The sequence below is a fragment of the Selenomonas sp. oral taxon 126 genome (assembly GCF_001683335.1).
GTDB lineage: Bacteria > Bacillota > Negativicutes > Selenomonadales > Selenomonadaceae > Centipeda.
This window is the reverse complement of record NZ_CP016201.1, coordinates 2,310,657-2,317,909: the sequence shown is the minus strand read 5'-3', so window position 1 is coordinate 2,317,909 and position 7,253 is coordinate 2,310,657. Positions and strand designations below refer to the sequence as shown.

The following is a 7,253-nucleotide window of genomic DNA, read 5'->3' as shown; positions in this document are numbered from 1 at the left end:
GACGCGGATTGGGAATCGCCCCTGCAGCTCGGGGATGAGATCGGAGGGCTTTGCCGTGTGGAATGCCCCCGCCGCAATGAAGAGGATGTGATCTGTCTTGACAGGGCCATACTTCGTCATGACCGTCGAGCCCTCGACAATGGGCAGGATGTCGCGCTGCACGCCCTCGCGCGAGATGTCCGCGCCCGCGCTGCGCCCGTTGCTGACTGCCACCTTGTCGATCTCATCGAGGAAGACGATGCCGCTGTACTCGGCAGTATGCACCGCCTCCTCGGCAACGACATCCATATCGATGAGCTTGTCCGCTTCCTCGGCTGTGAAGATCTTGCGCGCCTGATCGACCGTGACCTTGCGCTTGCGACGGTTCTTCGGAACGAGCTTGCCGATCATGGACTGCAGATTGTCGCTCATACTCTCCAGAGACGAACCTGCAAACATGCTGCCCATCGGCCGCGCGGATTCCTCCACGTCGATCTCGATCATATCATTTTCGAGCTCTCCCTTGTTGAGACGCTTGCGCACCCACTCACGCCCCGCCTGATACTTCGGCGGCTCCTCCGGCTCCTGCTTTTCCTCCTGATCGGATGAAAAAAGGTTGCTGAGCGGATTTGCGCTCTTCTTCGCGGGCGGAACGAATACGTCGATCAGACGCTCCTCGGCGTTCTCCTTAGCCTTTTCCTGCACCTCGTCGATCTTCTGCCGGCGTACCATGCGCACGGAGGTCTCCACGAGATCGCGCACGATGGACTCGACATCGCGTCCCACATAGCCGACCTCCGTGAACTTCGTCGCCTCGACCTTGAGGAACGGGGCGCGTACGAGGCGCGCGAGACGGCGCGCAATCTCGGTCTTGCCGACGCCGGTCGAGCCAATCATCAGGATGTTCTTCGGCACAACATCCTCGCGCATCTCATCATCCAGCTGCCGGCTGCGCCAACGGTTGCGGAGTGCGATGGCAACGGAGCGCTTCGCCTCGTGCTGACCGACGATGTATTTGTCGAGCTCGGCAACGATTTCGCGCGGCGTCTGTTCGTTGACTCCGATCTGACTCATGATTCCAGTACCTCCACCGTAATATTATGATTCGTATAGACGCAGATGTCTGCGGCGATCGACAGCGCTTCCTGCGCGATCTGAGGAGCCTCCATTGCGCTGTGTGCGACGAGGGCACGCGCCGCAGCGAGTGCAAAGAAGCCGCCCGAGCCGATTGCCGTACAGTCCCCATCCGGCTCAATGACCTCACCATTGCCGGAGATCATGAGGATGCCGTCCTTGTCCGCCACGAGCAGCAGCGCCTCAAGCTTGCGCAGCACCTTGTCCGTGCGCCAGTCCTTCGCAAGCTCCACGGCGGCGCGCTGCAGGTTGCCGCTGTAGGATTCGAGCTTCACCTCGAACTTCTCGAACAGGGTGAATGCATCCGCGACCGATCCTGCAAATCCCGCGAGGATCTTGCCGTGATAGAGGCGGCGCACCTTGCGCGCATTTGCCTTCATGATGGCACGCTCGCCGAACGTGACCTGACCGTCGCCCGCAATGGCTACCTTGTTTCCCTTCTTGACGGCAACAATGGTTGTTGCATGAAATGTCATACTGTGTATAGTCCTTTCATATACTCCACATGAAATCTTGTGAGTTCATCCAAGGCTCTCTCCGCGAGCATAAGTTTTTTCTGCGGCTTGCGCGTGCGTCGCGGCAGATTCTCGAGCGGCGGAAGCAGCCCGAAATTGATGTTCATCGGCTGAAAGTGATCGGGGTCGCAGGTCGTGATATAATGCGCCAGCGCGCCGTGACAGGTCGTCTGCGGAAACACAAGCGGCTCCGCCCCCGCCGCAAGCCGTGCGGCATTCACGCCCGCCATCAGTCCCGATGCGGCGGACTCGACATAGCCCTCCACGCCCGTCATCTGCCCCGCAAAGAAGAGATTCCCATTCCTCTGGAACTGGAAGGTCGGACGCAGATGGCGCGGCGCGTTCATAAAGGTGTTCCTGTGCATCACGCCGTAACGCAGAAACTCCGCCTCCGTCAGCCCCGGAATCATCTGAAAGACGCGGCGCTGCTCCGGCCATTTGAGCCGCGTCTGAAAACCGACGATGTTGTAGATCGTCCCCTCCACATTGTCTTGCCGCAGCTGCACCACAGCATGAGGACGCACACCTGTCTCGGGATGCTCCAAGCCAACGGGCTTTAACGGCCCGTAGAGGAGCGTATCCTTGCCACGCGCTGCCATGACCTCGACGGGCATGCAGCCCTCGAAGAAGATCTCCTTTTCGAAATCATGCGCCTTTGCCGTCTCTGCTGTCGTCAGAGCCGTCCAGAACGCATCGTACTGCGCCTCGTCCATCGGACAGTTGATGTATGCCGCCTCCCCCTTCCCATAGCGGGAGGCACGGTATGCCGCCGTCATATCAATGCTCGCAAAGCTGACGAGCGGTGCGGCCGCATCGTAGAAATAGAGTGCATCGCCGCCGATCAGTCTGCCGATATCATCGGCAAGTGCGCCGTCCGTGAGAGGCCCCGAGGCACAGATCACAATCGCCTCATCGGTTGACGGAATCTCCGTGATCTCCTCATGGTGAACGCTGATATTGGGATGCGCTTCGATGCGCTGCGTGACAAAATCGCTGAATGCCGTACGGTCGACCGCGAGCGCCCCGCCGGCGGGGACGGCTGTCGCGTCCGCCGCCTCCATGATGAGGGAATGCAGCCGCCGCATTTCCTCCTTGAGGACACCGACGGCATTTTCAAGTCCTGCGCCGCGCAGGGAGTTGCTGCATACGAGTTCGGCAAAGCCGTCCGTCTTGTGTGCGGGCGATCTGCGCAGCGGGCGCATTTCATAGAGTTCGACCCGTGCGCCCGCCTCCGCTGCCTGCCACGCCGCCTCGCTTCCCGCGAGCCCTGCACCTATGACGATGATCTTCTTCATGCGCGCGTTCCCTTGCGGCGCGTGGCAGTCTTCTTCACCGCTTTGCCCTTCGCCTCTGCCTTGGGCGCGCCGTCCGCCTTCGCCGCCTGAGCCGCCGCACGCTCCTTCTGGCGCGCGAGCTCCTTTTCGATCGGGCTGCCGACCCTCGATTCACAGCCCTCATTGCTGCAATAGAGGATGCTGCGCCCCGTGCGGTAACGATGCTTCTGCATGAACGAGCCGCAGACCTTGCATTTCTCCTGCTGTGGTTCGTCCCACGTTGTATAGTCACAGTCCGGATAGTGATCGCAGCCGAAGAACGCGCGCCCGCGCCGACTCTTGCGCTCGACGATCTTGCCGCCGCATTTCGGACACGCAACGCCCGTATCGCGCAGCAGCGGCTTCGCGTTGCGGCAGTCCGGGAAGCCGGGACACGCGAGGAACTTTCCGAAGCGCCCCTGCTTAACCACCATCATGCGCCCGCATTTGTCACAGGGGATGTCCGTGACCTCGTCGGGAATCTCGACCTCGCCGATCACATCCTCTGCCTGCTTTAGTGTTTCGTCGAACGGCTCGTAGAATTTGCGGAGCAGATCGTTCTTGTCGAGCGTGCCATCCGCAACCTCGTCCAGCTCTCCCTCGAGATTCGCAGTGAACTTCACATCCACGATGTCCTTGAAGTATTCCTCAAGCATATCGGTGACGATAAAGCCGAGCTCCGTCGGGCGGAACTGCTTCTCACGCCGCTCGACGTAGCCGCGCTTCTGAATCGTCTCGATGATCGGCGCATAGGTACTCGGGCGTCCGATTCCCATCTCCTCGAGCGTCTTAACAATCGACGCGTCGTTGTAGCGCGGCGGCGGCTCCGTGAAATGCTGCTCGGGTTTCAGCTCTGAGAGTGCAAGCGCATCGCCCGCCTCGAGCTCCGGCAGCAGGGTATCCTTTTCCTTCTTTGCAATCTCCGCGCCCACATAGACGGCGGTATAGCCCTTGAACCTCAGCTTCGAGCCGTGTGCGCGCAGCTGGTAGTCCCCCGCCGCAATCTGCGCCGCAATCGTATCGTAGACGGCGGCGGACATCTGACTCGCGGCAAAGCGCTGCCAGATCAGCGTATAGAGGCGCAGCTGGTCGCGGTTCAGATACGCTTCGACATCCGCCGGCGTACGCACGATGCTCGTCGGGCGGATGCCCTCATGCGCGTCCTGCGCCTTCTTCCCCATCGCGTAGATATTCGGACGCATCGGCACATAGTCCTTGCCGTACGTCTCGCTGAGATAGCTGCGCGCCTCATCCACAGCGAGGTTCGAGATGCGTGTGGAATCCGTTCTCATGTACGTGATGAGACCCGTTGCGCCGTGCCGTCCGAGCACAACGCCCTCGTAGAGCTGCTGAGCAATCATCATCGTGCGCCCCGAGGTAAAGCCGAGCTTACGCGCGGCGTCCTGCTGCAGGGAGCTGGTCGTAAAGGGCGGCGCTGCCTTCTTGCGGCGCTCGCTGCGCTTGACCTCCTTCACGGTAAAGTCCTGCCGTGCGAGATCGTCCGTCAGCGCCTTCGTCTCCGCCTCGCTGTGCAGCGCGAGCTTCTTTCCGCGCACATGCGTGACATCCGCCATGAAGGCATTCTTCCCCTTTTTCAGCTTTGCCTCGACCGTCCAATACTCCTCGGACCGGAACGCCTCGATCTCGCGCTCCCGATCGCAGATCAGGCGCACGGTCACGGACTGCACGCGCCCGGCGGACAGCCCCTTGCGCACCTTGCGCCAAAGCAGCGGCGAGAGCTTATAGCCGACAATGCGGTCGAGCATGCGGCGCGCCTGCTGTGCGTCCACCTGCTCCATGTGGATCGGGCGCGGGTGCTGCACCGCCTCCTCGATTGCAGGCTTTGTGATCTCGTGGAAGACGATGCGGCAGTCCTTCTCGGGGTCAACGCCGAGGATGAACGCCAGATGCCATGCAATCGCCTCGCCCTCGCGGTCGGGATCGCTTGCGAGATAGATCTTGTCCGCGTTCTTCGCCTCTTTTTTGAGCGCGCGGATGAGCTCCCCCTTACCGCGTACATTGATGTACTTTGGCGCAAATTCATTCTCGACATCGATGCCGAACTGACTCTTCGGCAGATCGCGAAGATGTCCCATGGAGGCTCTCACAATGTAGTTCTTCCCAAGGTGGCGCTCGATGGTCTTCGCCTTCGCGGGCGACTCGACGATCACAAGGATCTTTTTAGATGATTTCTTTCCCGACGCACTCGTATTTTTCGTAGTCTTTGCGCCTTTCGATTTGGATGTTTTCGTTTTCGATGCAGATGTCAGCGTAGCCAATCCGTCAGTTCCTTTCAACGCGCCGATAGGCGTGCATTTCATTCTCTGTAATAATTCCCTTCAGCTGCATTTGGAGCAGGAGCAGCGGAATATTCGCCATAATATGCTCCGGCATACTGTCCACGATCTCATCCATCGTGAGCGCGTGGTCAAAGGACAATACCTGATAAATACGTGCTTCTTCCGGTGTCAGTTGATCGCGTGCAGGGCGGCGCGCAGGTTCTGCAAGGTGCATTTCCTCAAGGATTTCCTGCGGGGACTCCACGAGGCGCGCCCCCGCGCGGATGAGGTTGTGACATCCGCTGCTCTGCGGCGAGTAGATGCTGCCCGGAATCGCATACACGTCCCGCCCCTCGGCGAGCGCCATCTCCGCCGTGATGAGCGAGCCGCTGCGCTTTGCTGCCTCGACGACGAGCGTCCCCTCGGAGAGTCCGCTGATGATGCGGTTGCGTGCGGGGAAAAAGACGGGCAGCGGCTGTGTCCCCGGTGCATACTCGGAGATCACGGCGCCGCCCGCCTCGACGATCTGCGCGAGCAGACGGCGGTTCTCCGGCGGATACGCAATATCCACGCCGCAGCCGAGCACGGCAACTGTCCTGCCGCCGCGCAGCGCCCCGCGATGTGCACGCGTATCGATGCCGCGCGCCGCTCCGCTCACGACAGTCACACCCGCCGCCGCAAGCCGCTCGGCAAACTCCATCGCTGCAGCCTCACCATAGGCGGTGAACTTACGCGCGCCAACCATGCCGATCCGACGCGCATCCGGCACGAGTGTACCGCGATAGTAGAGGACGAGCGGCGGATCGAAGATCTCGCGCAGCACAACGGGATAGAGATCGTCATCAATGGTGATGACGGACACCTCCGCACGCGCGCAGTCCGCCGCAATCCGCTCCGGCAGATCGGGATGCGCCTGAATATGGCGTGCCAGATCATCTGCCAGTGCATCGGACAGAATGCCCGTCGCACGCAGAGCTGCAGCGGACATCTCCCGGATCTTCCGCGCCTCGGGCACAGCCGCACACAGACGGCGCATGCGCACACTGCCGACATGAGGGCATTGGAGTAATGCCGCTAAATACCATCGATCCTCCATGACGGTACGCTCCCCATATTACATAAAATTATACAATAATGCAACCGACAGGAATAATTTTCCATTTAATGTAGAAAGTTCATCGCGGGAACAGCTCATCACCAAATACATAGTATAGCATGAGGAAAACAAGAAGGCAAAGGAAGAGATCGGACATTCTTTTTCTCCTACGAAAAAAGAGGGGCTATGCCCCTCCCCAGATTCTGCATATCACATAATGCGGCGCGCTCCGATGTAGCACGCACCCCAGTAGCCGCCGTGCAGATTGTCGATTGCAACGCCACGGCTCGACGAGGCATTGATGAAATTGCCGTCGCCGAGATAGATGCCGACATGCGACGGACCGTACTCATACGTCGAGAAGAATACGAGATCGCCGGGCACCATCTCCGACGAGGAGACGGGATAGCCGACATCGTATTGTGCGTCTGCCGTGCGCGGGAGATAGATGCCCGCATTGGCAAAGACATAGCGCACAAAGCCGGAACAGTCAAATCCTGCGGGCGACGTGCCGCCAAAGGAATATGGAACCCCGAGGTACTGCATCGAGTCCGAGATCACACGCCGGACGATGTAGTTCGAACCGCGGCTGACCTGCGGCATGGATTTCCCAAGAAGTGCCTTATATGTGGAAGCACCAACCATCCCATCGACATCGAGTCCCTGTGCCGCTTGGAATTCCTTCACAGCCTCTGCCGTTGCAGGACCGAAGTCTCCATCTGCAACAACGTCATAACCGAAGCTGGACAACTGTCCCTGGATCTCAGCTACATCAGTTCCCTGATCACCAAGCTGGAATGACTCTGCACTCGCAACAGCTGCGGAGCAGAGAAGCATTGCGGATAACGCGAGAATCTTGATTTTCTTTCGCAAGCAAACACTTCCTTCCACCGACACACGGGGGCGCCCGTGCATATTAAAAGTCTTCCTTAAACAT

6 protein-coding genes are annotated in these 7,253 nt (G+C 59.8%); all 6 read right to left on the bottom strand.

The annotated features are described in order from the left end of the window. The coding region (hslU, locus tag AXF19_RS10550) for an ATP-dependent protease ATPase subunit HslU (protein ID WP_237141598.1) at positions 1 to 1,053 on the bottom strand (1,053 nt) is incomplete at its 3' end. Then, positions 1,050 to 1,589, bottom strand: coding sequence for an ATP-dependent protease subunit HslV (hslV, locus tag AXF19_RS10545; protein WP_066848568.1), 540 nt, complete (start codon positions 1,587 to 1,589; stop codon positions 1,050 to 1,052). The genes hslU and hslV, both read right to left, overlap by 4 nt. Continuing rightward, a complete protein-coding gene (trmFO, locus tag AXF19_RS10540; protein ID WP_066848566.1) occupies positions 1,586 to 2,923 on the bottom strand; it encodes a methylenetetrahydrofolate--tRNA-(uracil(54)-C(5))-methyltransferase (FADH(2)-oxidizing) TrmFO in 1,338 nt (445 codons plus the stop codon). Before trmFO ends, hslV begins: the two co-directional genes overlap by 4 nt. Continuing rightward, positions 2,920 to 5,262 (bottom strand): type I DNA topoisomerase, encoded by a 2,343-nt coding sequence (topA, locus tag AXF19_RS10535; protein WP_066848563.1) that lies wholly within the window; start codon positions 5,260 to 5,262, stop codon positions 2,920 to 2,922. The genes trmFO and topA overlap by 4 nt, the downstream gene beginning before the upstream one ends. Next, the gene (gene dprA, locus AXF19_RS10530; protein ID WP_066848560.1) at positions 5,225 to 6,316 is read right to left on the bottom strand and encodes a DNA-processing protein DprA; all 1,092 of its coding nucleotides are present in this window, start codon (positions 6,314 to 6,316) and stop codon (positions 5,225 to 5,227) included. Before dprA ends, topA begins: the two co-directional genes overlap by 38 nt. Before the next feature lie 210 nt (positions 6,317 to 6,526). Further along, positions 6,527 to 7,189 carry a C40 family peptidase gene (locus AXF19_RS10525; RefSeq protein ID WP_066848557.1) on the bottom strand — a complete coding sequence of 221 codons (663 nt, stop codon included), beginning with the start codon at positions 7,187 to 7,189 and terminating at the stop codon, positions 6,527 to 6,529. Positions 7,190 to 7,253: the final 64 nt, after the last annotated feature.